Here is a 20683-nt window from a genome sequence, read left to right on the forward strand (position 1 = left end):
GGTTTACCTCCGGGTTCCCTTTTCCAGGGAGTGAAGATAGTCTGTCAAGTCTGTGAAAGGATCAAGGGGGGAGTCTTTTTTCAGGTAAAGGGGATGATGCGGGTGGCCCGCCTTGCTTCGGGGACCGGCCGTGAACCAACGGGATCCGTGGCGGCTGCCCACAGCGGCCATATCCAGAACACAACCGGGAAGGTAGGGCCGCTTTTCGATGATGGATCCCCATGCTGCCCACAGGTCCGGCGGGGCCGGAAACTGAGAGAGAAGCCAGTCAAAAGCCTTCATGTTTTCCCGGTGGAGTACAGGATTGAGTTCCTTTTCCATATCATCCGGATCTGTAGCGCGCTGGGCATAAACATTGAACATCACAAAGGAATCATATCCGTTATGCAGCGCGATGCGCTCGGCTGATTTCAGGGTGTTGTCAAGCCGGTCCGGAATGGCGGTGGAAGGATTGATGCCTATACAGACCAGGGGATGAGTGCCCCTGGTGCCCAGAATATACCGGTATTCACTATAGTGATCCGGCACATAGATCCAACGGCGACGGTCAAAGTCCGCAGCGGAAGGGATGAGCGCTTCCTCAAAAGAAAGGACTCCGGCATGAACTGTATCAGATGAGGGTATGTGGCGCATAATCAGGAAAGGGGACGGATCAGGATCAGGGGAGTGAGTTCATCACCCTGGCCGGAGGGATTGTCCGCCATGGCGTCCTGGATCTCCTCATCGGTCAGCGGGAAATCATCACACTTACCGAGCTGATTCTGGTCGATATCGTTGGCATCCATCAGTACAACGGGAATGCCGGTATCCTTTTCAAGCTTGTTGCAGAGTTCCACCGGATTCGGAGGATTGATGAGGGCAAGCTCTTTATACCGGTCAAAACTGGAACGGAAATAGAAGCCGTCTATGCCGGCAACGCCTTTTCCGCAGATCTTGTAGAAAAGGCCGTGAACGCCGAAGGGACGGGTAATGGCGCTGACCACCGCGGCAAAGAGCACCCGGGGCAGGCCGCACATATCAATGACCAGCTGAAGCTTGTAGGGCTCATGCATGCCGACGCCCGTTTCGTTGATGCCGGCAAAAGGCGCAAGCTTCCTGGCCCAGAAGCCCGGATGGACTTCTTCTTTGGTTTTGACGTTTTTGGTACACATAGCCATGACCTTGGCGCCGAAGGAAAGAACATCCCCGTCCTGCGCCAGGGGCAGGACGTAACGGCGGACCAGTTCAGCCTGGTCTTCCCCCACTTCGACAAAATGGGTCTGGATGGCAAAGCGGTCATACCGGCGGCCGTTTTTCCCCGTCAGCGTTCCGCGGTCGAAATAGACGATCCCGTCTTTCTCACGACGCTGATCATCCAGGTTTCTGGAAGGAATGATGCCCATAAACTGACACCTCCGAACATGTTTTGTATCCGGTAATTCATTATAGTTACATAGTTATAGTATGTCAATGCGTGGATACGCGGTATATATTGTGCTTTTAACGGAACTGGGGTATAATAAATCAGTTGTGAACGCGAAAAGGGAAACCGGTCGCAACGATTTCAGGACATACCGCACATGCTGTACAGACCGGCGGTTGTGAAAGGATGAACAGGCAGATGGAAAAACGCGCGGCGGAACAGGCAGTGATCCTGATCCCTTCGCTGGAACCGGATGAGAAACTTCCGGCCTATATCCGGAAACTGAAGGAAGGCGGATTTGCCCATATTGTGGTGGTGGATGACGGATCGGGAGAAGCGTACCGTCCCATCTTTGATTCCGTTGACGCGGTGGAAGATACGGTGGTCCTTCGCCATGAGGTGAACAAAGGCAAAGGTGTTGCCCTGAAGACCGGGTACCGGTATATCATGGACAACCTGCCGGACATTACCGGTGTCATCACAGCGGATGCAGACGGGCAGCACACCGTTACGGACTGCCTTCGCCTTGCCGATGAACTGGAACAGGGCAGGCGTGCCCTTTATCTCGGAAGCCGGGATTTTAACCTGGAAAGTATTCCGCCCAAAAGCAGGAGCGGGAATAAAATCACCTCCAGAATCTTTCAATTACTATACGGACAGTATCTGCCGGATACGCAGACCGGCCTGCGGGCGTTCCGCAGGGAGGAGCTCCCGTTTATGCTGGAAGTGGAGGGAGAACGGTATGAGTATGAAATGAAAGTGCTCATTGCCTGTTCCCGGGCCAGAATCCCGATGATCCCTGTCGAAATAGAGACAATCTATGAAAACAATAATGAAGGGACACACTTCCATCCAATCCGCGACAGCTGGCGTATTTACAAGGTGATTCTCGGAAGCTTTATCAAGTTTATGGCTTCCAGCCTGAGCTGCTGGGCCGTTGACCAGGGCCTCTTCAACCTGCTGAATGTTGTTATTTTTGCCAACGCGGAAAAGAAAAGTGCCTCCATTATCCTGCTCAGCACGGTCATCGCGCGCGTGATCAGCGCCACGATGAATTACCTTATCAACCGGAACATTGTTTTCAACGGAAGGGGAGACGCAAGGAAGTCTTTCCTGCGCTATGTCGTTGTATGTGCGGGCATCATGTTCCTCAGCGCGGCCGGCACGTGGCTCCTGGGACTGATCGGCATGAGCAGTACCGTGGCGAAACTGATTACGGATCTGGTCCTGTATTTCGTCAGCTATCGTGTTCAGGAACGATGGGTATTTAAGGAGGACGTGACGCATGAGTGAAAAACTCTTTGAGTTTTCCGGCGTGACGGTAACGGTGACAGGGGTATACGGAACCCTGTCGGTGATTGTGCTGCTCCTTTTTATGACCTGGTGGCTTCTGAACAGAAAAAAAAGAACCGGCCAGCCGATTTTTGCGGGTCAGGTAATGAACGGGGTTGGTTTTGGACTGCTTCCGGCTCTTGCCTTCCTGAAAGCGTTCCAGGATATTTCCACGGGAAAGGGAGCAGCGGTGACGGATCCGCTCCCGCTGGTGCGGTGGCTGACGGAAGACGGATGCTACCGGCCGATGCGGATTGAGACCGCCGCGGCCATATGCCTGTTTATTCTGCTGTGCCTGTGGCTGATCCTGAGGAAAGAGGAATTTCCGGACAACGGGGACCTGCTGATGATTGCTGTGTGCCTGTGGTCCGCCATCCGGCTGGTAACAGAAGATTTCAGGCTGGAGCCGCAGATCCTGTTTCACATTACTTCCTGTGTGACGATGATGCTGTGTCTCATCATCTGGATTGTCAGGAGGTCAAAGATCTGCAGGATGCCGCTCAGGACGGCAGCTGACCTGGCAGCGGTCAGCCTTTGTATCGCGGTGAACCTGCTGACTGCGACCGGAACACTTACTGCCGGAAGCGGCATTGCGGATTTCGCGGTGAAGACCGGAAGCGCGCTGCTGGCACTGATCCTGACACTGATTGTGGGTGGAGACGTGAGGAAACTGAAACAGCGTACTGTTCAGCAGGGCTGACGATTCGGGCAGTTCTGCTTCGGACAGCGGCTGCAGGTATCCAGATCAATCCGGTCACCGGGGATCATCATCTCAACTGAATCGGGACTCGATCCCGGCTGCTCCTGTAAACCGAGACGGGAAAAGAAACCTGTCAGGTTTCCGGGACAGACCAGGCGGACTTCCCGGGCGGAATGGCTCTGTGCTTTATAGAGCAGAAGCCGGAGAACCAGGTCTCCGAGATGCCTGCGGCGGTATTCCTCCAGGACGCCGATGCCGCCCAGCCAGAAGGAACCGTCCTGCCACCAGATGCGGCCGGTGGCTACGGGAACCGAATCCGAAAGGACAAGAACATTCCAGCTTTCCGCATCCTGAGCATCCGCGCTGAGGCCGAAAACCGTTTCACGTACAGGCAGAAGGTCGGAGAGATCATCCCCGGGAGCGAACCATTTACCCTGAATCATATCAAAACTCCTTACGAATCTGTATCACTGACCGGAATAACGGACAGGAAGGATGAGGTACCAATGGATAAGAAAAAGATAGAACGGATCAACGAGCTGGCCAGAAAGAAAAAGGCCGGCGGACTGACCGCTGAGGAAGCCGAGGAGCAGGCGGCGCTGCGGCATGAATACCTTGCCGAATACCGGGAAAACATGAAAGCCATGCTTGACAATCTTGTGATCCAGGAACAGGACGGCACAAGGCACGCCCTGAAACAAAAGGATAATCCGGCCGTTCAATGATACGGCCCGCAGGCAGGAAAGTCAACTTGTCAAAGATTTCCCGTTCGGATATAATCTTTTGTTGTTTTCAGAGATAACCCAAAGATGATTTATAAAGAAAGGATGGCAATCACAATGGCAGATAACGAAATGAACAACATGGAAGAGGACATCATCGTTTTTGAGGATGAGGACGGCAACGAATACAACTATACCGTGGTGGACTATATGTTCTACAACGGCGATGAATATGCCCTGCTGGTTGAGGCGACTGACGAAGAACCGGAAGACGGGAACCAGGAATGCATCGTCTGCAAAATCGTAGCCGAGACTGATGAAGACGGCGAGGAAAGCGAAAGCTTTGAACTGGTGGAAGATGAAGGCCTGGGACAGAAACTGGTGGAGATCTTCAATACCAAAATGGCTGAAGAAGAGGAAGAGGACGAATGATGATGAAACTGCCTGTAAGGATCCTGCTGATCATTCTTTGCGCCGCGATGATCCTGATACTGCCTTTTGCGGTATCCTCCCCGAACCTGCTCAATGACGTGAAGACGGAACTGATGAATGACGGAACTGATGTGATCGACTTCGGCAGGCTGCTGTTTTCATCCGCCAAAGCTGAAGAGGCAGAAGATGAGAACAGCCTTGAAGTGGAAGAAATGATCGAAGGAGAGTTATCGGTCAGCCCTGAATGGGCGCTTCCGCTTGATTTTACGCCCGGACAGGAACCGAAGGAAGAAGCGTTCGGCGAGAATACCTACGAAGATGATTCCATCCGCGTAAAGCTGGAAGAGCAGTCCATGGAGGACGGAACCAAGATATTCATTGCCCATGTGCAGATCGCTGATCCGTCCCAGCTGCGTACCGGGGTTGCCAAACCGGAAAAACCCAGCTCCACGAAGACAAAAACCGTAAAGGCAATGGCGAAAAACTATAACGCTGTGATCGCCCTGAGCGGTGACAACTATGTGGACAATCCGAAAAAAACAACCTTCGAATACAGGATGACCAATAAAATCCGCAGCTCAACAAACAAGCTGAAGGATATTCTGATCATTGACGACCAGGGCGATTTCCACCTGTTCATCAAATCTGAGGGGATCAAGGAATTTCCGGCCGAACTGAAAAAGCAGGGCCGGAAGCTGGTGAACGCCTTCACCTTCGGCCCCGCTCTTGTAAAGGACGGGGAGCTACTGGAGATTGATGACAATTACGGATACAATCCGCACGGACGCGATCCGCGGGCTGCCATCGGACAGACAGGACCGCTGAGCTATGTGATGGTGCTTGTGCAGACTACGGACAGAGACGGTAAAACAGGCTTGTCCCAGGGAAAACTGGCCGAGCTTATGTATAACCTCGGATGCGTGCAGGCCTTCAACCTGGACGGCGGAAACAGCGCGGAAATGGTATTCGGACAGCAGATTATCAAGGGTATGGCGTACGGTGATGAACGCACACTGAGCGATATTATCTATTTTGCGACAATACAGCCCTGAGGAAGGAATGACGGGATGAACCATCTGATCGAGGAAGCAGTTATTATTGAACTGTTCGGAATCCGGATGTACGCGTTCGGCGTCTATGTGGCGCTGGGCACCCTTTTTGCGGTGATTGTCCTCGCGATGGCCGGCCGGACGCTTTCCCTGAAAAAGGGGACAGTTCCCCTGACGGCATGCCTGACGATCCTGTGCGCATTCCTGTGCGCCCGGGTGGCTTTCTGCCTGCTGAACCGTGAGCTGGGCCACAGCACACCGCTGTTCTTCTGGCCGCGGGTCAACGGAGGCGGATGGAGCATGTTCGGCCTGATCGGCGGAGCGCTTGCGGGCGGACTCATCAGCGCGCTCCTGATGAAGGAGAAGACCGGCAAAGTGCTGGACACGGTGAGCCTTTCCCTGCTGCCCATGATCGCGGCGGAACGGATCGGTGAAAGCCGGATCGAAGACTTTGATATCAGCAGACCGCTGGACAGCTCTTTCCTGAAGGGCACATTCCTGGCTGTTGGAGAGGACGAACCCTGCCTGGCCACTTACTATGTGGCGGCGGCAGTGGCGATTGTCCTGTTTGCGGTGCTTGCGCTGCGCCTGAACAAAAAGGAAAGAAAGGGAAACCTGACCAATGCTTTCCTGCTGCTGTTCGGCGCCGCGTCCATTGTTACGGAAAGCCTTCGCTACGACCGGTACCTGAGTGTTTCCTTTGTAGGCCTGCAGCAGATCGCTGCCGCCTGCATGCTCGCGCTGGGTGTGGCCCTGGCGGTTAAAAGGAGCGGAAAGACGAAGTCCGCTCTCTCCATTGCCGCAATTGTCAGCATCCCGGTCATGGTTCTCATTGTGATCGGCCTGGAGTTTGCTCTGGACAGGACAACGTGGAATAAGCTGCTGATCTACGCGGGAATGATCATTACGGTATCCATCCCTGTTATTCTCGGAATGAAACTGCTGAAAAACAACGATAAAGGAATCGATGCAGAGTGAGTGAGGAACGTACAAACAGAGCAGATTCGCTGATAGAAAAAAAGGCGGGACTGAAGGAAAAGATCGTTACGCGCGTTGTTGTCGGAATCCTGAGGCCGTTTAACCGCCATAAAATGGTGAATCTGGATCATGTGCATACGGACACTGATAATCCCATCGTTTTTCTGGGAAACCATGCCGAAATATACGGACCGATCGCAAGCGCCCTGTGTTTTCCTGTGCCGGTGAGATTCTGGGTCATCTATAAAATGATGGGCCGCAGGCAGGACGTGAAGCAATACCTGTATGAAAATACATTCAGCAAAAAGACATTCCTGCCGGTATTTGTTCGGAAACTGCTGGCATGGCTGATGGGATGGCTCAGTGTCAATGTCATGTGCGGCCTGAATTCCATTCCTGTATACCGCGATTCTCCCATGAAGCTGAGGACCACGCTGCGCAAAAGCGTTGAAGCGATGGAAAACGGCGATAACCTGATGATCTTTCCCGAGCATCCGGACGGAAAGTATGAGAAAGGCGGAGTCAGCGAGTTTTCTCCCGGTTTTGTGATGCTGGCGGAAGCCTGGTGGAAAAAAACAGGGAAAAAGATGCGGATCATGCCGGTATATGCCAACCGGGAGGAGCGGACCTTTACTTTCGGGGATGAGATTGTCTACGCTCCCGAGAACGGGTACGCATCCGAACAGAAACGCATCCTGAAGGAATCCAGGGATCAGATCCTCCGCATGGCCGGGATTGAACCGGACGAGGAAGAATAAGCATATACGGGTGAAACCCGAAAGGAAAAATACAGAGGATAAGGAAGGGGAGGGATTCAGGTTGAGAAAACTCGCGGCTGTGATGGCAGCGCTGATTTTCCTTATACTGCCGGCTGCCGGCTGCTGTGAGACCGTTTCAGGCATATCAGACTGGTTCAGCACGCCGACCGCAACTCCCTCGCCTGACGCGTTCCGGTTTCGGGACGGAATCCGCTGGGGCATGAACAAACAGCAGGTACAGGCCCTGGAACCAACCCCTATGACGGAAAGGAATTCGGACGACAACACCCTTTCCATTATGAAGACAAACGGTAAAGTGACTGTCAGTCGGTTCACAGCAGACCTTGTGTTTATGTTCCGGGAGGACAGGCTGCTGATGATCACCTACGAGTTCAAAAGCCAGACACTGGCGAATGATTATGCCTATCTTTCAGCGGCGCTCAGTTCACTGTACGGTGAAAAAGCGCCTGCAGAGCCCATGAAGATCAAGGCACTGATGGACGGGATCAATCCGAATCTGTACAAGACGGAAATGATCCGGGAACCAGGCGTATGGACGACATCCGACGGAACAACGGTTTACCTTTACTACTATTCCTCTGACGCGTTTGCAATCATGTATGTATCTCCCGGGCTGGGAAGCCGGGTATACCAGACAAACGGACTGTGATCTTTCACAGTCCGTTCACATTTCCACACAAAGAATTCACTGAAAAAAGGCATGGAAACTATTGACAAAGAACAGGCTTGGTGTTACATTATGCCTGTGGTTAGCACTCGCATGAGTTGAGTGCTAACAATGACCCGGAAAGGAGACGGTCAGATGCAGATGGACGAGCGTAAAAGACGGATTTTACGCGCTATCATTGACGATTATATCCTGACCGGCGTTCCGGTCGGGTCCCGTACGATCAGCAAGAAATACGAAACAGGCCTGTCTTCCGCCACGATCAGGAACGAGATGAGCGACCTGGAGGAACTCGGTTTCCTGGACCAGCCCCATGTATCCGCGGGCCGCATTCCATCCGCCAAAGCCTACCGGCTTTATGTGGATTCCCTGCTTCAGGCCGGTATCATTCCGGATGACAGCGCGGAAAGCGTGCTGGGTCATTTCAGCGGAAGGGTTCACCAGATGGAAGACGTGATCGACCATGCGGCACGGGTCCTTTCCAGCCTGACCCAGTACACCGCGGTGGTGCTTTCCCCGAAGGGAATGGAACCGCGTCTTCAGACCATCCAGCTTGTGCAGATCTCCATGGGCAGCGCCCTGGTTGTGATCGTAACCGATCAGGGAGTGATCCGTGACAGCGTCATCCGCATCAGTCCTGATGTGGACGGGGATACGCTGTACGCGATCTCAAGGACACTTACCAACGAACTGCGGGGATGCACACTCAGTGAAGCATGCAGGACACTGCCGGAACTGATCCGCCGGATGGAAGGCAATGATGAAGTGCTCCGCGGCCTGTACGGGTATTTCACCGAAGGTCAGCAGACCCCCATCATCACTCATGTCGCCATCGGAGGCACAAGCAATATGCTGAATTATCCGGAATACAGCGACGTGGATAAGGCCAGGAGCTTCCTGAGCCTGATGGAAACGCGGGATAAGCTGGCGGAGATCGTGCGCGGAAACGGTGAACTTGCCTTTACGGTCAGGATCGGACCTGAAACAGGTGTCCCGGAAATGGCAGACTGTTCCATCGTAACAGCGACCTACTCCACGAGGGGCGGACAGCAGGGCACCATCGGCGTGATCGGGCCGACGCGGATGCGCTATTCCAGGGTTATTTCAATCCTGAATATGATGGGGCATCAGCTGACGGATATGTTCACCGGAGAGGATGAAGATCATCCGAAGGATCATAAAGGATGAAAGGCAGAAACATGAGCAAGAAGAAAAACGAAGCATTCGAAACTCCGGATGAGCTGAAGAACGGAAACCCGGAAGAGGAACAGAACATCGAAGCAGCCGGTGAGGATACTCCGGCGGAGAAAACAGAGAAGGAAGATCCGGTTCAGAAAGCGCTTGATGAAGCAAACGCCAAGGCGGCTGAGTACCTGGCGCTGGCCCAGCGTGTGCAGGCGGATTTTGAAAACTTCCGAAGACGGAACGAAAGCGTGAGGGCAGATGCCTACGCGGACGGACGTAAGGATACGGCGGCGCTGATGCTTCCGGTGCTGGACAACCTGGAACGGGCTGTTGAAGCAGCTGCGGGAAGCCATGATGACGCACTGAAAAACGGTGTGGAGATGGTGCTGAAGCAGATGACGGATGCTTACGGGAAACTGGAAGTGAAACCCATTGACCGGCTCGGTGAAAAGTTCGATCCGAACCTGGAAAACGCGATCCTGCAGGGGACCGCGGAAGAAGGAGAACCCGGTACAGTATGCCAGGTGCTTCAGAAGGGTTATATGATCGGTGACAAAGTGCTTCGGCACGCAATGGTTAAAGTAGTGCCTGAATAACGCATATGCGTTTTCGGAAATAAAAATGCTGTCAATCCTACAGGATGAAGATAAGACGGAGGGATTATTATGAGCAAGATTATCGGTATTGACCTTGGTACCACAAACAGCTGCGTAGCTGTGATGGAGGGCGGACAGCCCACTGTTATCGCCAACGCGGAAGGCAGCCGCACCACGCCTTCTGTAGTCGCTTTCACCAAAGACGGTGAACGGCTGATCGGCCAGGTCGCCAAGCGCCAGGCGGTTACCAATCCGGACCGTACTGTGATTTCCATCAAGCGTGAGATGGGTACCAGCTATAAAGTGAATATTGACGGGAAGCAGTACACCCCCCAGGACATCAGCGCGATGATCCTGACCAAGATGAAAGAAACTGCCGAAAGCTACCTGGGTGAAAAGGTCAGCCAGGCGGTTATCACCGTACCTGCCTATTTCAACGACAGCCAGCGCCAGGCCACAAAGGACGCGGGCCGCATTGCCGGACTGGAAGTCCTGCGTATTATCAATGAGCCGACAGCCGCTTCGCTGGCATACGGCCTCGATAAGGAAGACAACCAGAAGATCCTGGTTTACGACCTGGGCGGCGGTACCTTCGACGTCAGTATCCTGGACATCGGTGACGGCGTTTTCGAAGTGCTGAGCACCAACGGCAACACCCGTCTGGGCGGTGACGATTTCGACCAGAGGATCATTGATTATGTGGCTGAGCAGTTCAAAAAAGAGAACGGCATTGACCTGAAGCAGGACAAGATCGCGGCACAGCGCCTGAAGGAAGCTGCTGAAAAGGCCAAGATTGAGCTGAGCGGCACTACCACAGCCAACATCAACCTGCCCTTCATTACAGCGGACGCAACCGGTCCGAAGCATCTGGATGTTACCCTGACCCAGGCCAAGTTCAATGAGCTGACCGCTGATCTGGTGGAAGCCACCATTGAGCCTATGCGGAAAGCGCTGAAGGATGCCGGCCTGACCGTTGAACAGATCAACAAGGTCATCCTGGTAGGCGGCAGCACCCGTATTCCCGCCGTGCAGGAAGCCGTCAAGAAGATCACCGGCAAAGAGCCTTTCAAAGGAATCAACCCGGATGAGTGTGTCGCGATCGGCGCCGCGATCCAGGGCGGCGTTCTCGGCGGAGAAGTGAAAGACGTCCTGCTGCTGGACGTGACCCCGCTGAGCCTGGGCCTTGAAACGGAAGGCCATATCTTTACGAAGCTGATTGAACGGAACACAACCATCCCGACCAGCAAGAGCCAGGTTTTCTCCACGGCTGCTGACGGACAGACCACTGTTGAGATCCATGTGCTCCAGGGTGAGCGCCAGATGGCTTATGACAACAAGACCCTGGGCCGCTTCCAGCTGACCGGTATCGCTCCCGCACCCCGGGGCGTTCCGCAGATTGAAGTCACCTTCAGCATTGACAATAACGGCATCGTGAACGTCAGCGCGAAGGATAAGGCGACAAACAACGAACAGCAGATCACGATCACTGCCAGCACCAACCTGTCTGAGGAAGAGATCAACCAGCGCGTTAAGGAAGCTGAACAGTATGCGGAACAGGACAAGAAACGCCGTGAGGAAGTGGAAACACTCAACCACGCGGACAGCCTGATCTACGAGACGGAAAAGACCCTTCGTGAGAACGGAGACAAGCTTTCCGATGAAGACAAGAACGCGGTTCAGAGCGAGATCGATGCCTTCAAGAAAGTCCGTGAAGGCAACAACGCGGATGAGATCAAGAACGCTATGGAAAGCTTCACCCAGAAGGTTTATGCCGTATTCGGCAAGCTGTATCAGCAGCAGGCCGGCGGGGAAGGCGATCCGATGAACGGCACCGGTCCGCAGGCCGGTACCACCAATGATGACGGCAGCGTGAACGCGGACGGAAGCGTTGAGTAAAACAATCCCCGGAAAGAGATCTCTGGCAGGCAAGCCCGCCCCCGGCAAGAGGGGTGGGCTTGCTTTGAGGAAGAAGGTGAGAAGGCTTTATGGCGAATAAGCGGGACTATTATGAGGTGCTTGGCGTCTCCAAAAACGCGACGGACGACGAGATTAAACGTGCTTATCGTAAAAAAGCCAAAGAATGCCATCCGGACCTTCATCCGGATGACAAGGAAGCAGTGGAACGCTTCAAGGAACTGAACGAAGCCAATGAAGTGCTTTCGGATGCCGACAAGCGGGCCCGGTATGACCGGTACGGGTTTGAAGATCCGATGGCCGGTATGGGCGGCGGAGGCAATCCTTTCGGAGGCGGATTTGACTTCGGAATGGGTGATATCTTTGATCAGCTCTTTAACGGCGGTATGGGCAGAAGCACCCGGAACCAGGGCCCTGTCCAGGGCAATGATCTCAGGTATGAGCTGAGGATCACCTTTGAGGAAGCGGCCAAAGGCTGCGAGAAAAGCTTTGAAATATACCGCAATGAACTGTGTGATACCTGTAAGGGAAGCGGCGCCAAACCGGGCACCAGTCCTGTAACCTGTACAAGCTGTAAGGGTACCGGTCAGATCCGCCAGAGCGGCGGCTGGATGACAACAGTCAGAACCTGCCCCGTATGCGGCGGTACCGGCAAGATGATCAAAGACAAGTGTTCCTCCTGCGGCGGTACAGGACGCGTACGGAAAAAACGGACGGTGACCGTAAAGATACCTGCCGGTATTGATCACGGACAGACGATCATCATGAATGCCCAGGGTGAACCCGGACTTCGTGGCGGCCCGAACGGAGACCTGTATATCGTGGTCAATGTGAAGCCGCACAACCTGTTTAAGCGTGATGGTTATAACCTTCTGCTTGATTTCCCGATCAGCTTTGCCACGGCAGCCCTGGGCGGAGACGTTCAGGTGCCTACACTGAGCGGCCCGGTCAAATACAGGATTCCGGAAGGCACACAGCCCGGAACGGAATTCAGGATCAAAGGCGCGGGCATACAGCAGCTGAGGGGCAGCGGAAAGGGCGATCTTCTGCTGCGGGTCAAAGTTGAGATCCCCAGGCGGCTGACCAATAAACAGAAGGATCTGCTGCGGGAATTTGACGCGACAACCGGCGACCGTGAATATGAAAACCGGAAGTCTTTCATGGACCGTGTGAAGGAGTTGTTTCAGTGATCCCTGATCACTGAAACAACCTCTTTTTTTGTTTATAAGAGGAATGGACGCGTCAGGAGGCGCTTTTTCCGTTTTGCTTGACGGCGGAATACTGCACAAGTAAAATGGTAAGGCAAAAGCGAAAGGAAGGTACCCGGATGACAGGAACCGTTTGGCAGAAAACCTGGGTCAGGCTGCTGACAACCATTCTGACAATTGGTATTATGACGATGATATTCGCTTTTTCCATGGAGAACGCTGAACAGTCCGATCTGAGGAGCGGAGCGTTTTCCAGAACGGTGATCAGTATTCTTCATCCTGATTATGAACAGATGGAAACGGTACAGCAGAAAGAATTATATGACAGTATTCAGCACGCGGTTCGAAAAACCGCTCATTTTACCGAGTATCTGCTGCTGGGCTTCATGCTCAGGCTGTGCCTGGAAAGCTGGTTCGGCAGCCGGATGAAAAAGCTTTCACCGCTGGCGCTGATCGGGTTTGGAGCTGGTACTGCCTATGCCTGCAGTGATGAGATGCATCAGCTGGCCATAGAGGGAAGAAGCGGACAATGGACTGACGTGCTTGTGGACGGAAGCGGGGTGCTGGCCGGCGTTATGCTGGCGACACTGCTGATTCGCAGGATGAACCGGAAGGACGCACTGAGGAAGACAGCGGAGGCGTAAGATGGCATATTTCAAAAACAATGAACCCTATTCTGAAGAGCCCTATGAGGAAGAAGAGGACGCTGAAGAATACGATGACGGGTTTGATGAGCTGACGCAGGAAGATGAACCGGAACTGACGGAAGAAGAGATGGAGGAACGCAAGGAAAACCATTTCAGGCTGGCTGTCGGTGCCGGGAATCTTGTGGCTGTGATCGGCGGCGCCGTGCTGATCCTGCTGCTTTTAACCATGATATTCAGCATGGCTTACTACGTGATCAATGATATGAACAGGAATTTTTCACTGTTCAGCACGAATTTCTGATATGAAGAAGTACATTTACCTGGATCATGCGGCAACAACACCTGTCAGCCCTGCGGTGCTGGAGGTTATGCTGCCCTTTTTTTCTGAATATTCCGGAAATGCTTCGGCCGTGTATGCCGCAGGCAGGGAAGCAAGAAAAGCCGTGGAAAAGGCCAGGAAACAGGTGGCTGCGGCGATCGGTGCGGAACCGAGGGAGATCCTCTTTACATCCGGAGGAAGTGAAAGCGATAACCTTGCGCTGAAAGGAACAGCCTTTGCGCTGAAGGACAGAGGAACACACATAATCACGACAGCCATCGAGCATCCGGCAGTGCTGAACACCTGCAGATGGCTTGAAAAACAGGGCTTTGAAGTGACCTATGTACAGCCTGACAGCAGGGGATGGATCAGCCCTGAAAAAGTCATGAGCGCGGTCCGGAATAATACTGTGCTGATCAGCGTGATGACTGCCAACAATGAGATCGGAACCATTGAACCTGTTGCTGAAATCGGCAGGTCTGCACATGAAAAGGGGATCCTGTTCCATACAGATGCTGTACAGGCGGTCGGATCCATTCCGGTCAGCGTGAATGAATGGAACGCGGACCTTCTGAGCCTCAGCGCACATAAGTTTTACGGTCCCAAGGGGATCGGCGCGCTGTTTATCCGGCGGGGGACCAGGATCGACAACCTCATTCACGGCGGAGAACAGGAAAGGGGCCTGCGGGCAGGCACCGAAAATGTTCCCTGTATTGCGGGCCTTGGCAAGGCAATCGAAGAAGCTGTGAACCATATGGATGAAAATGCCCGCAAAGCCGCTTCCCTGCGTGACAGGCTGGCGGACGGAATCCTGCGGAATATTCCCGGTGTATCGATCAACGGACCTGAAGAAAACCGTCTGCCGAATAACTGCAGCATGCGATTTGAAAGGATCGACGGGGAAGCTCTGCTGCTTCGTCTTGATCTTGCGGGAATCGCCGCGTCCAGCGGCAGTGCCTGTACCTCCGGAAGCCAGGAAATCAGCCATGTGCTGCGGGCTGTCGGACTGACTGAAGAGGAAGCCCGGAGCAGCCTGCGGCTGACCACAGGTCCTGACAATACGGAAGCGGAAATTGACACAGCGGTACAGACGATCAGCGATATCGTGAAGGACCTTCGTTCCCTGTATCACGGCTGAAACGAAAACACGAAAAAGACATAAAGGATGAAAGAATCTGTTGTATCATATCTGCAATGGATTCTTTTTTTACTTTACTACAGGAGGATTATACACAAATGAAGAAACTGATTGCGCTGCTGCTGAGCCTGATGATGGTTCTGTCCGTGACTGCCGCACTGGCAGACGGGCTGACCTTTACAACCGGCGGAACAGCCGGTACCTATTACGCTTACGGCAATGTGCTGGCCCAGTATGTTGCCGGTAATTCCGACGTGGCCATGACCGCTGTTGCCGGCAACGGATCTGCTGACAACATCGACAAGCTTGATATGGAAGTTGCCCAGCTGGGTTTCGTGCAAAATGACGTTGCCTACTATGCCTACAACGGCATCCGGATTTACGAAGGCGATCCTGTGGACTCCTTCACGGCCATTGCTGCCCTGTATACCGAGACCGTTCAGCTGATCACCTGCAACCCAGACATCAAGAGCGTGGCGGACCTGAAGGGCAAGAACGTTTCCATCGGTTCCCAGGGTTCCGGCGTGTATTTCAACGCCATCGACTTCCTGAATGCCTATGATATGACAGAAGCCGATATCACCCCCACCTACCAGAGCTTCGGTGATTCCGCAGAAGCCCTGAAGGACGGCAAGATTGACGCTGCCTTTGTTGTTGCCGGCGCTCCGACCCCTGCCGTGACGGACCTGGCCACCAGCAAGGATATGTACCTGATCTCCCTGGACGATGAGCATGTCGCGAAACTGCAGGAGATCTCCGGTGCCTACACCAAGAGCATCATCGCTGCCGGCACCTATGCCAAGCAGGATACCGATGTGGTCACTGTCGGCGTGAAGGCTACCATCATCGCCAACGGACAGGTGACCGAAGACGAAGCCTACACCATCGTGAAGACCATCTTCGAAGGCAAGGACAGCATCGCCCATGACAAAGCCAAGGAACTTGATCTTGAGTATGCTTCCACCTGCGGACTGCCTTATCATCCGGGCGCCGCGAAGTACTTTGCGGAACAGGGCATCACTGTGGATGTCGTCAATCCCTGAATTGACATAAACGGGGATCCGCATATCTGAGTCATATGCGGATCCTGTTTTCATTTTACTGGTATTGTTTTGCCGAGGGAGCGTTTTTTTGTGGATAATAAGGACATGAACATGATGCCTGAATCCGCGGAAGCCGAAAAACAGGCGGCCGCGGCCGATCTTGACGCAATTATGCGGAAATATGACCGGGAAAGCAATGTCCGGATCTGGGTGGGAAAACCAAAAATTTTCGTCGGGATCATCCTGGCCGTGTTTTCCCTGTACTGCATGTATGTGACCCTGTTTGCCAATTTCCTGGACCAGGTGCGGCTCAGCTCATTCCTGGGACTGGTTATTATCATGGGGTACCTGACCTATCCCGCCAAAAAGGGACATGTGAAGGTAAATCATATGCCCTGGTATGACATTGTGCTGATGATCCTGGGCGCAGCCGCCTTCTTCTATTATACTTTCCGGGCTCCTGCGCTGATGACGACAAGGATCAAGACAAAGCTGACCGATCCGGTGTACATTACAGCCGGCATAGTCGGTATTGTTGTCCTGTGTGAACTGTGCCGCCGCAGTGTGGGTCTTCCGATCCTCTGCGTTGCAGGACTCTTCCTTTCCTACACGATCTATTTCTATGTCAAGGACGGCAAACTGCTGTCCAATGTGGTGCATGAGCTCTTTTACAATGAAAACGGGCTTCTGTCAACGCCGCTGAATGTGTGTTCAAAGTATATTGTAGTATTTATTATCTTTGGCGCATTCCTTGAGAAAACGGGCATATCAGAATTCTTTATCGCTCTGGCGAACGGACTGACAGGCCGGTTTGCAGGTGGTCCCGCAAAGGTTGCTGTTATTTCCAGCGCACTGTGCGGAATGGTTTCAGGCTCCTCTGTCGGCAATACCGTTACGACCGGTTCCATCACGATTCCGATGATGAAGAAAACCGGTTATGACAAGAACTTCTCCGGCGCGGTTGAGGCAGCTGCCTCCACCGGCGGACAGATCATGCCTCCGATCATGGGCGCGGCCGCGTTCCTGATGGCGGATTACCTGGGTGTGCCGTATTCCGACATCATCGTAAGAGCCATCCTGCCCGCCTGCCTGTATTTCCTCGGTGTTTTCCTTTCTGTCCACCTGGAAGCGAAACGGCTTGGACTTAAGGGCCTGAGCAGGGAACAGCTTCCGCGCATCAGGGAACTGATGAAGGAAAGCTACCTTCTTCTTCCGCTGGCCATCCTGATCTACCTGGTTTGTTCCAACACGAAAACCATGCAGTTCTCCGCTGCGGTCTCCATCCTGGCAACGATCGCGGTCGGCGTGATCAGCAATATCCACAGGAATATACGCCACGGAAAACCCCTGCAGACAGGAGAGGGAACCCACAACCAGCGTTTCAGGCCCGTAAACGTATTTGAGGCGCTTGAAAACGGCGGCAGAAGCTGCATTTCCGTAGCGGTTGCCTGCGGCGTGGCCGGTCTGATCTGCGGATGCCTGACCGTCACAGGCCTTGCCTCCACCGTGATCAACGCGATTGTTACGGTTTCCCAGGGAAAACTTTTCCTGGGGCTCCTGCTGACAATGATCTGCTGTATCATCCTGGGCATGGGGCTTCCCACTACAGCAACCTACTGCATTATGGCATCCACCTGCGCACCGATCCTGTTTAAGATGGATGTTCCGCTGCTGGCGGCTCACTTCTTTGTGTTCTATTACGGTATCGTAGCGGATATTACACCGCCGGTTGCGCTGGCGGCCTATGCAGGATCTGCCATTTCCGGCGGAAGCCCGATGAAAACAGGTGTGAACGCCACACGACTTGCCATCGCCGGGTTTATTATCCCGTTTATTTTCGCACTCAGTCCTGATATGCTGCTGATCAACGCAACATGGCAGGATGTCCTCCTGATCACCGTGACATCCATCATCGGAATGTACGGCGTCACCTTCGGACTGAGCGGATTCCATTCCTTCGAAATGAGCGGGCAGGGACGGGTTGTCGGATATGTGCAGCGGATCATATCCATTGCAGGAGGACTGCTCCTGATCTATCCCGGTATTCTGACGGATATTATCGGCGTTGCGCTGGTCGGCGCTGTGCTGATCTGGAGACGTATCAGCAGTTCGGGAAAGAATAAGATCAAAACCTGACAAAGCTATATTTTACCAATGCCGTGCCTGTATGGCACGGCATTTTTAGCTTGTCACGTGAGTATGAAAAAGTTATAATAAAAGATGGTATATTTTACCCCAAAAGGAGGGAAAAGGGTGTATTGTCAGGTGATCATCGACATCGTGCACGAGAACGTGGCAAGCCCTTTTACCTACAGAATTCCTGAGGAAATGGAACTTATACCGGGCCAGCGTGTGGCCGTACCTTTCGGAAGACGGGAAAAGGAAGGAATTATCCTTGGTCTGTCTGAAACCTGCGATCTTGATGAAAGCAGGGTGAAGGACATCCTCCGTCCGCTGGAAGACTATGCGGCTGTTCCGGCTGAACTGATGGAGCTGGCCGGGCAGATGGCTCTCGAAGCGCACTGCCCCCTGGCTGAAACCCTTCGCCTTATGCTGCCGGCACAGATGCGGGGCGGCCGTATTCACGTTAAGACAGAAAAAACGGCCGTACTGAATGTTCAGGCTGAAAAAGCCCTGGCAATGGCGGAAGCTGAAAAAAGAAGCCCCAAACGGGCAGCCATCCTGCGGATGCTTGCGGATGGAAAAGTCCATATGGTCAGTGAACTGGCTTCCGCGGTAAAGGAACCGCGTGAAGCGCTCAGGAAACTTGCAGCGGATGAAATCATCCTGCTGTCGGAAGAGGAAAGCCTCCGCGTTCCGGGCAGCTCATTTGGAAGCCTTCAGAATCCCGGGTTTACACTGACTGCCGGGCAGCGGGAGGCACTGGATGAGATTCTTCCCTGCCTGACAGGAAAGGGAGGCAGGTTTCTCCTTCATGGCGTAACAGGCAGCGGAAAGACCGAAGTTTTTATGGCTGCTGTTCAGGAAACGCTGACACTGGGAAAAAGCGCCATTATTCTTGTACCTGAAATTGCCCTGACCCCGCAGATGGTGTCCTGGTTCCGGGGAAGGTTCGGGCCTGTTGCCGCCGTTATTCATTCCAGGCTCAGTCCGGGAGAACGGTTTGACGAATGGCGTCGGATCCGGCGCGGAGAGGCACGGGTTGTGATCGGAGCCCGCAGCGCTGTTTTCTCACCTGCCAGGGATCTGGGACTGATTGTGGTGGATGAGGAACATGAAAGCACTTACATGAGTGATCACCATCCGCGGTATGACGCGAGAGAAGTCGCCCTGAACCGGTGCGCGCGTGAAAATGCCACCCTGATCCTTGCCAGCGCCACACCCAGCATCCTGAGTTTTGCCCGGGCCAGGAGAGGTGATTACATGCTCCTGGAGATGCCCAGGAGGGTCAAGGATCGTCCGCTTCCTGAAGTGGAGATCGTCGATATGAGGGAGGAACTGGAAAACGGCAACCGTACCGTCCTGAGCGCATCGTTGAGAAGAACCCTGAAGGAATGTGTGACACGGGGAGAGCAGGCGATGCTGCTGATGAACCGGCGGGGATACAATTCCTTTGTCAGCTGCAGGTCCTGCGGGTATGTTGTCAAGTGCCCGAACTGTGATATCAGCATGACTTACCATGTGGCGAGCAACGATGGAATGCTCAGGTGCCATTACTGCGGACAGGCCATGAGGCCGCCTGAAACCTGTCCGGAATGCGGCGGGAAATATATCCGGTATTTCGGGGCCGGGACACAAAAAGTTGAGGAGGAAGTCGCGAAACTCCTGCCAGGTATTCCGACCGCCAGAATGGATTATGACACAACCGGCGGAAAAGACGGACACGGAAAGATCCTGGAGGAATTCCGGAGCGGACGCGCACGGGTCCTTATCGGCACGCAGATGATTGCCAAAGGGCTGGACTTTCCGCAGGTCACACTGGTTGGTGTGATCGCGGCGGATATGACCCTGAACCTGCCGGATTACAGAAGCAGGGAGCGGACCTTCCAGCTGCTGACGCAGGTGGCCGGCCGGGCAGGACGCGGGGAAAAACCTGGGAAGGTGATCATTCAGACCTATAAGCCTGAAGATCCTGTGATCGGATATGCAGCATCCCAGGACTACCGGTCTTTCTTTGAAGATGAATTCCGGAGACGCAGACGCGGACTGTATCCGCCTTTTACCCTGCTTGTCCGTTTCCTGACAGAAAGCCGGAGCGAAGAAGCAGCGGTCCGCACGGCAGACCAGCTTGAGCGGGAAATACGGGACATGATGGAAAATCATCCTGCCTGGCAGAAAAAGGTGCTGCTTGTCTCCAACGATACACCCGGGGTGAAAGTGCTGCGGGGTAAAAACCGCCGCCACGTACTGATGAAACTGCTGGTCGGGCCGGAAACGGATGAAATGATCGCCGCCATGACTGAACTGGCACGCGAGCCGGCCGGGGATACGGAAGTATGGTTTGAGGTCAACCCGACCACGATGATCTGACCTTCTGTATTTCCGCAATGGCTGCCGCACCCGGGAACGGGAAGACGGACGGGTGCCTGAACGTCATAATATATAAGAGAA

The 20683-nt window shown here is 53.8% G+C and carries 21 protein-coding genes; 18 read left to right on the forward strand and 3 right to left on the reverse strand.

From position 1 onward, the window contains the following. Positions 1–3 precede the first annotated feature (3 nt). Positions 4–633, reverse strand: a complete 630-nt coding sequence (locus JYE50_RS03245) for a DUF1643 domain-containing protein (protein ID WP_084094394.1) — start codon at positions 631–633, stop codon at positions 4–6. Between the two features lie 2 nt (positions 634–635). Continuing rightward, positions 636–1382, reverse strand: coding sequence for a hypothetical protein (locus JYE50_RS03250; RefSeq protein WP_084094396.1), 747 nt, complete (start codon positions 1380–1382; stop codon positions 636–638). 218 nt (positions 1383–1600) lie between these two features. On the opposite strand from JYE50_RS03250, the gene JYE50_RS03255 reads away from it, so the two are divergent. Both JYE50_RS03255 and JYE50_RS03260 read left to right on the forward strand, forming a co-directional pair. Continuing rightward, positions 1601–2695 carry a bifunctional glycosyltransferase family 2/GtrA family protein gene (locus JYE50_RS03255; RefSeq protein ID WP_179138180.1) on the forward strand — a complete coding sequence of 365 codons (1095 nt, stop codon included), beginning with the start codon at positions 1601–1603 and terminating at the stop codon, positions 2693–2695. Beyond that, entirely contained in the window at positions 2688–3434 is a 747-nt protein-coding gene (locus JYE50_RS03260; protein WP_084094401.1) for a hypothetical protein, read from the forward strand. Before JYE50_RS03255 ends, JYE50_RS03260 begins: the two co-directional genes overlap by 8 nt. Here the strand turns inward: JYE50_RS03260 and JYE50_RS03265 are convergent. Then, the gene (locus JYE50_RS03265; RefSeq protein WP_084094403.1) at positions 3422–3877 is read right to left on the reverse strand and encodes a GNAT family N-acetyltransferase; all 456 of its coding nucleotides are present in this window, start codon (positions 3875–3877) and stop codon (positions 3422–3424) included. The genes JYE50_RS03260 and JYE50_RS03265 overlap by 13 nt on opposite strands. A 63-nt stretch (positions 3878–3940) precedes the next feature. On the opposite strand from JYE50_RS03265, the gene JYE50_RS03270 reads away from it, so the two are divergent. From JYE50_RS03270 to priA, 16 genes are all read left to right on the forward strand, one after another. After that, on the forward strand, positions 3941–4159 hold the full coding sequence (locus JYE50_RS03270) for a DUF896 domain-containing protein (RefSeq protein WP_084094405.1): 219 nt from the start codon (positions 3941–3943) through the stop codon (positions 4157–4159). Positions 4160–4273: 114 nt separating this feature from the next. Further along, positions 4274–4588: a DUF1292 domain-containing protein gene (locus tag JYE50_RS03275; RefSeq protein WP_179138181.1), complete on the forward strand. Its 315-nt coding sequence runs from the start codon at positions 4274–4276 to the stop codon at positions 4586–4588. Beyond that, entirely contained in the window at positions 4585–5640 is a 1056-nt protein-coding gene (locus tag JYE50_RS03280; RefSeq protein WP_084094409.1) for a phosphodiester glycosidase family protein, read from the forward strand. Before JYE50_RS03275 ends, JYE50_RS03280 begins: the two co-directional genes overlap by 4 nt. Before the next feature lie 15 nt (positions 5641–5655). Then, positions 5656–6615, forward strand: a complete 960-nt coding sequence (locus JYE50_RS03285; protein WP_084094411.1) for a prolipoprotein diacylglyceryl transferase family protein — start codon at positions 5656–5658, stop codon at positions 6613–6615. Beyond that, entirely contained in the window at positions 6612–7373 is a 762-nt protein-coding gene (locus tag JYE50_RS03290; RefSeq protein ID WP_084094412.1) for a lysophospholipid acyltransferase family protein, read from the forward strand. Before JYE50_RS03285 ends, JYE50_RS03290 begins: the two co-directional genes overlap by 4 nt. A 61-nt stretch (positions 7374–7434) precedes the next feature. Then, entirely contained in the window at positions 7435–8043 is a 609-nt protein-coding gene (locus JYE50_RS03295; protein ID WP_143763480.1) for an outer membrane protein assembly factor BamE, read from the forward strand. A 153-nt stretch (positions 8044–8196) separates the two neighbouring features. Beyond that, positions 8197–9249, forward strand: coding sequence for a heat-inducible transcriptional repressor HrcA (gene hrcA / locus JYE50_RS03300; RefSeq protein ID WP_179138182.1), 1053 nt, complete (start codon positions 8197–8199; stop codon positions 9247–9249). Between the two features lie 11 nt (positions 9250–9260). After that, the gene (gene grpE, locus JYE50_RS03305) at positions 9261–9842 is read left to right on the forward strand and encodes a nucleotide exchange factor GrpE (RefSeq protein WP_179138183.1); all 582 of its coding nucleotides are present in this window, start codon (positions 9261–9263) and stop codon (positions 9840–9842) included. A 69-nt stretch (positions 9843–9911) separates the two neighbouring features. Further along, positions 9912–11738, forward strand: a complete 1827-nt coding sequence (dnaK, locus tag JYE50_RS03310; protein WP_084094420.1) for a molecular chaperone DnaK — start codon at positions 9912–9914, stop codon at positions 11736–11738. 89 nt (positions 11739–11827) lie between these two features. Beyond that, positions 11828–12946 (forward strand): molecular chaperone DnaJ, encoded by a 1119-nt coding sequence (gene dnaJ / locus JYE50_RS03315; RefSeq protein ID WP_084094422.1) that lies wholly within the window; start codon positions 11828–11830, stop codon positions 12944–12946. A 137-nt stretch (positions 12947–13083) separates the two neighbouring features. After that, entirely contained in the window at positions 13084–13608 is a 525-nt protein-coding gene (locus tag JYE50_RS03320; RefSeq protein WP_179138184.1) for a VanZ family protein, read from the forward strand. 1 nt (position 13609) lies between these two features. Continuing rightward, positions 13610–13912: a hypothetical protein gene (locus JYE50_RS03325; RefSeq protein WP_084094427.1), complete on the forward strand. Its 303-nt coding sequence runs from the start codon at positions 13610–13612 to the stop codon at positions 13910–13912. Position 13913: 1 nt separating this feature from the next. Further along, positions 13914–15068, forward strand: a complete 1155-nt coding sequence (gene nifS, locus JYE50_RS03330; RefSeq protein WP_084094428.1) for a cysteine desulfurase NifS — start codon at positions 13914–13916, stop codon at positions 15066–15068. Positions 15069–15166: 98 nt separating this feature from the next. Next, positions 15167–16111 (forward strand): TAXI family TRAP transporter solute-binding subunit, encoded by a 945-nt coding sequence (locus JYE50_RS03335; RefSeq protein ID WP_084094430.1) that lies wholly within the window; start codon positions 15167–15169, stop codon positions 16109–16111. A gap of 90 nt (positions 16112–16201) precedes the next feature. Continuing rightward, positions 16202–18247 (forward strand): TRAP transporter permease, encoded by a 2046-nt coding sequence (locus tag JYE50_RS03340; protein WP_366212093.1) that lies wholly within the window; start codon positions 16202–16204, stop codon positions 18245–18247. A 117-nt stretch (positions 18248–18364) separates the two neighbouring features. After that, positions 18365–20602 carry a replication restart helicase PriA gene (gene priA, locus JYE50_RS03345; protein WP_179138185.1) on the forward strand — a complete coding sequence of 746 codons (2238 nt, stop codon included), beginning with the start codon at positions 18365–18367 and terminating at the stop codon, positions 20600–20602. Positions 20603–20683 lie beyond the last annotated feature (81 nt).

Source organism: Aristaeella lactis (assembly GCF_018118585.1).
GTDB classification, from domain to species: Bacteria; Bacillota; Clostridia; order Christensenellales; family Aristaeellaceae; genus Aristaeella; species Aristaeella lactis.

Bases quoted from the DNA above. Each gene is read 5' to 3' on its own strand.
- JYE50_RS03245 (WP_084094394.1), bottom strand. From the start codon at position 633: ATGCGCCACATACCCTCATCTGATACAGTTCATGCCGGAGTCCTTTCT.
- JYE50_RS03250 (WP_084094396.1), bottom strand. From the start codon at position 1,382: ATGGGCATCATTCCTTCCAGAAACCTGGATGATCAGCGTCGTGAGAAA.
- JYE50_RS03255 (WP_179138180.1), top strand. From the start codon at position 1,601: ATGGAAAAACGCGCGGCGGAACAGGCAGTGATCCTGATCCCTTCGCTG.
- JYE50_RS03260 (WP_084094401.1), top strand. From the start codon at position 2,688: ATGAGTGAAAAACTCTTTGAGTTTTCCGGCGTGACGGTAACGGTGACA.
- JYE50_RS03265 (WP_084094403.1), bottom strand. From the start codon at position 3,877: ATGATTCAGGGTAAATGGTTCGCTCCCGGGGATGATCTCTCCGACCTT.
- JYE50_RS03270 (WP_084094405.1), top strand. From the start codon at position 3,941: ATGGATAAGAAAAAGATAGAACGGATCAACGAGCTGGCCAGAAAGAAA.
- JYE50_RS03275 (WP_179138181.1), top strand. From the start codon at position 4,274: ATGGCAGATAACGAAATGAACAACATGGAAGAGGACATCATCGTTTTT.
- JYE50_RS03280 (WP_084094409.1), top strand. From the start codon at position 4,585: ATGATGATGAAACTGCCTGTAAGGATCCTGCTGATCATTCTTTGCGCC.
- JYE50_RS03285 (WP_084094411.1), top strand. From the start codon at position 5,656: ATGAACCATCTGATCGAGGAAGCAGTTATTATTGAACTGTTCGGAATC.
- hrcA (WP_179138182.1), top strand. From the start codon at position 8,197: ATGCAGATGGACGAGCGTAAAAGACGGATTTTACGCGCTATCATTGAC.
- grpE (WP_179138183.1), top strand. From the start codon at position 9,261: ATGAGCAAGAAGAAAAACGAAGCATTCGAAACTCCGGATGAGCTGAAG.
- dnaK (WP_084094420.1), top strand. From the start codon at position 9,912: ATGAGCAAGATTATCGGTATTGACCTTGGTACCACAAACAGCTGCGTA.
- dnaJ (WP_084094422.1), top strand. From the start codon at position 11,828: ATGGCGAATAAGCGGGACTATTATGAGGTGCTTGGCGTCTCCAAAAAC.
- JYE50_RS03320 (WP_179138184.1), top strand. From the start codon at position 13,084: ATGACAGGAACCGTTTGGCAGAAAACCTGGGTCAGGCTGCTGACAACC.
- JYE50_RS03325 (WP_084094427.1), top strand. From the start codon at position 13,610: ATGGCATATTTCAAAAACAATGAACCCTATTCTGAAGAGCCCTATGAG.
- nifS (WP_084094428.1), top strand. From the start codon at position 13,914: ATGAAGAAGTACATTTACCTGGATCATGCGGCAACAACACCTGTCAGC.
- JYE50_RS03335 (WP_084094430.1), top strand. From the start codon at position 15,167: ATGAAGAAACTGATTGCGCTGCTGCTGAGCCTGATGATGGTTCTGTCC.